Here is a 3245-nt window from a genome sequence, read left to right as displayed (position 1 = left end):
GCACCAATAATTTCGCTAAATGGTTATTTAGCGAAATTATTGGTGCTTTGTATTAAATTAATAACTTAGTTTTTGCATATATTAATATATTTATGATAAAATATTATATAAAATATTATTATATTATATAAGTAGGTGTAATTATGATTTACGATTTTACTGAACTTAGAAAAACAAATACACTTCCACCTATTGTGATAGATTTTTTGAATTATTTAGAAACTATAAAAGGAAAATCCGAAAATACTATTGAGGCGTATAGAATAGATCTTACTATTTTTTTTAGATTTTTGAGATTATACAGAAATGAAGTTGATAATAAAAATATTGAATTTGAAAGTATTGAAATAAGTTGCGTAGATGAAAAGTTTGTTAGAGATATAAAATTATCAGAATTATATGCTTTTATGAGCTTTTTAGAAAAATACAGAAATAACAGTGCTTATGCTAGAGCTAGAAAGGTTGCTACTTTAAAATCTTTTTTTAAATTTTTGCAAACTAAATTGAAAATAATTGATGAAAATCCTACTTTAGAGTTAGAATCACCTAAAATTAATAAAAGACACCCTATTTATTTAAATTTGAGTGAAAGTATTCAATTATTAAACTCTATAGACAAGAAAAATAAAAATTATTATAGGGATTATTGTATAATAACATTGTTTTTAAATTGTGGAATGAGATTGTCAGAGCTTTGTAATATAAAATTAGAAAAAATATCTGATGATACATTAACTATTATAGGCAAAGGTAATAAAGAAAGAACTGTTTACTTAAATGAAGCATGTATGAAAGCTATCAATAATTATTTGAAAAATAGAAATGACTCTAAAGCTTCTGAAGAAAATAAAAAATTTTTATTTTTATCTAACAGAGGGACTCCTATAAATAAAAGAACAGTTGAAATAATGGTTAAAAACTATACTAAAAAAGCTGGACTTAAGGACGAAAAATATACTCCTCATAAATTAAGGCATACTGCTGCTACATTAATGTATAAACATGGAAATGTAGATATAAGGGCACTTCAAAATATATTGGGCCATGAAAATATTTCTACAACTCAAATATATACTCATGTTGATGATGAAACATTAAGGGATGCAGTTAAATCAAATCCTTTAGCAGATATATAACATATTTATTAATAAACGATATGCTTATAATGAGCATATCGTTTATTAGTTTAATTTATCCTACTAATGGCATACCCATAATTTCGCTTAATGCATTCAAGATTTCTTGATTGTTTCCATCATATACAACAACCACTCTACCCTTGCTATAAAAATGTGGAGAAACATTCCACTTTATATCTCCTCCGTTCATTATAGAATTGTTATTTTGTATTGAATTTAAATCGTTTTTTAATTTATCTTTTTGATCTTTATTATATTCATAGACATATATTTCACCATTTTTTATTGAAAGAATTTTTCCACTTACAGAAAAAAGTTTCTCCATAGCGTTATTTTTACTTTCTTTTTCTTTTGGTTCAAATCCTTTTGCTTTTAAATCATCTTTTAAAGATGTTAAATTAAACTTAGCCTCATCGTCGTTGAATATATTGTCAACACCTTCTTTAACCTTTTCTTTAGCTTTATCGTAACCTTCTTCTACCTTTTGTTTAGTTTCGTCAACGGCTTGTTTAGGACTACAAGAGATGAAAGATGTAAGTGATGTTGCTAATAATCCTATAATGAATAATAATTTAGTTTTTTTCATATGTTTCTCTCCTATCATATAATTTGATACAATAATAGTATTTTATAAAAAAGGATAAAATATTCTATAATAAAAAAAGAAGTAACTAATATTAGTTACTTCTTTTTTATTAATCTTCTAACTCCAGGAAATATTTCTTCAGTATTATCATCTAAAGAGTTATAATCAAGATCTGCTTCATCTAAATACTCTATAAATTCAAAGGCATCTATATAATTTTCATTTTCTAAGTCTTTGTTATAAGATAATGGTTCTTCTAATTTATTTTGTATCATAGAATATGCTTCTTTTAAAGCTTTTTCTAAATCTTCTTTTTCTAAAGAAGGATCAATATTTTTAGCTTTAGCTATTGTATTTTTGAATTCTTCTTCAAGAAATTTATTTTCTTCTATATTTTTTGATATATCTTCTATTTTTATAGCTCTTATATCAACGCCTTCGTTTTCTAAGCATTTTCCACAATTATCACAAATTTTATTTTCATATAAATCACAATAATCATCATCTGTATATTTGTTTTTCATAAATACACCACCTTATAAGTGAAAAGTCAAATTATATTATAACAAATAATGAAGAATACATCAAATAGAACTTACGTTCTTAGAACATAAGTTTGATATATTAGCAATGATATGATATAATTAATAAAAAAATGTGAGGTGCTATGCGATGTTAGATGGTAAAGATAAACAAAGTCAAATATATGAGTTTCTAAAAATTTATACTGAAAATAAAGGTTACCCACCATCTGTAAGAGAGATTTGTGAAGCTGTTAGCTTAAAATCTACATCAACAGTACATGGTCACTTAAAGAGATTAGAAAAAAAAGGTCTTATAAAGAGAGATCCTACTAAGCCTAGAGCTTTAGAAATTATTGAATTCTTACAACCTAAAAGAGAAATGATTGATATTCCTATAGTAGGAAATATAACAGCTGGTTTGCCTATACTTGCAACAGAAAATGTTGAAGATACATTTTCATTACCAATTGATTTTGTTAAGCATAATAATGAGCTTTTTATGCTTAAAGTAAATGGAAATAGTATGATAAATGCAGGAATTAATAATGGTGATTTAGCAATTATAGAAAAAACACAATATGCTTCTAATGGAGATATTGTAGTAGCTTTAATTGATGATTCATCAACAATTAAAAGATTTTTCAAAGAAAATAATAATATAAGATTACAACCGGAAAATGATGCTATGTTACCTATGATAGTTGATGATTGCAAAATTTTAGGTAAATTAGTTGGGATTTTTAGAGCTTATTAAGAATATATTGAAAAAGAGATTCATATTTTTATATATGAATCTCTTTTTCAATAATTAAAACTTTACGGGGTAATAAAATGAAATTTTTAATAAGATCAACAAATCTTTTTAATGAAAAATGTATTTTTAGAAAAAGATTTTATATATTTATTATAATCTTTATTAGTGTATTTTTTTTATTAGGATATAATTTAATAAATTATAAAGGAAATTTTATAGTAACACTTATAACTTACTTTAAA

General features: G+C 24.1%; 4 protein-coding genes. 2 read left to right on the top strand and 2 right to left on the bottom strand.

The window, feature by feature from the left end:
- Window positions 1-143 precede the first annotated feature (143 nt).
- A complete protein-coding gene (locus O212_RS0115800) occupies window positions 144-1136 on the top strand; it encodes a tyrosine recombinase XerC (RefSeq protein WP_024616012.1) in 993 nt (330 codons plus the stop codon).
- 55 nt (window positions 1137-1191) lie between these two features.
- On the opposite strand, the gene O212_RS0115795 is transcribed toward O212_RS0115800, so the two are convergent.
- Both O212_RS0115795 and O212_RS0115790 read right to left on the bottom strand, forming a co-directional pair.
- Window positions 1192-1725: a hypothetical protein gene (locus O212_RS0115795; protein WP_024616011.1), complete on the bottom strand. Its 534-nt coding sequence runs from the start codon at window positions 1723-1725 to the stop codon at window positions 1192-1194.
- A gap of 95 nt (window positions 1726-1820) precedes the next feature.
- Window positions 1821-2249 (bottom strand): hypothetical protein, encoded by a 429-nt coding sequence (locus tag O212_RS0115790; protein WP_024616010.1) that lies wholly within the window; start codon window positions 2247-2249, stop codon window positions 1821-1823.
- 148 nt (window positions 2250-2397) lie between these two features.
- On the opposite strand from O212_RS0115790, the gene lexA reads away from it, so the two are divergent.
- Entirely contained in the window at window positions 2398-3003 is a 606-nt protein-coding gene (gene lexA, locus O212_RS0115785) for a transcriptional repressor LexA (RefSeq protein ID WP_024616009.1), read from the top strand.
- Window positions 3004-3245: the final 242 nt, after the last annotated feature.

The organism is Clostridium sp. Ade.TY (genome assembly GCF_000498355.1).
Taxonomy (GTDB): domain Bacteria; phylum Bacillota; class Clostridia; order Clostridiales; family Clostridiaceae; genus Clostridium.
The sequence above is the reverse complement of the archived record's forward strand: the minus strand, read 5'-3'. Positions and strand labels throughout refer to the sequence as shown.

Excerpts from the sequence above, each read along its gene's own strand:
- O212_RS0115800 (WP_024616012.1), top strand. The coding sequence starts at position 144 with ATGATTTACGATTTTACTGAACTTAGAAAAACAAATACACTTCCACCT.
- O212_RS0115795 (WP_024616011.1), bottom strand. The coding sequence starts at position 1,725 with ATGAAAAAAACTAAATTATTATTCATTATAGGATTATTAGCAACATCA.
- O212_RS0115790 (WP_024616010.1), bottom strand. The coding sequence starts at position 2,249 with ATGAAAAACAAATATACAGATGATGATTATTGTGATTTATATGAAAAT.
- lexA (WP_024616009.1), top strand. The coding sequence starts at position 2,398 with ATGTTAGATGGTAAAGATAAACAAAGTCAAATATATGAGTTTCTAAAA.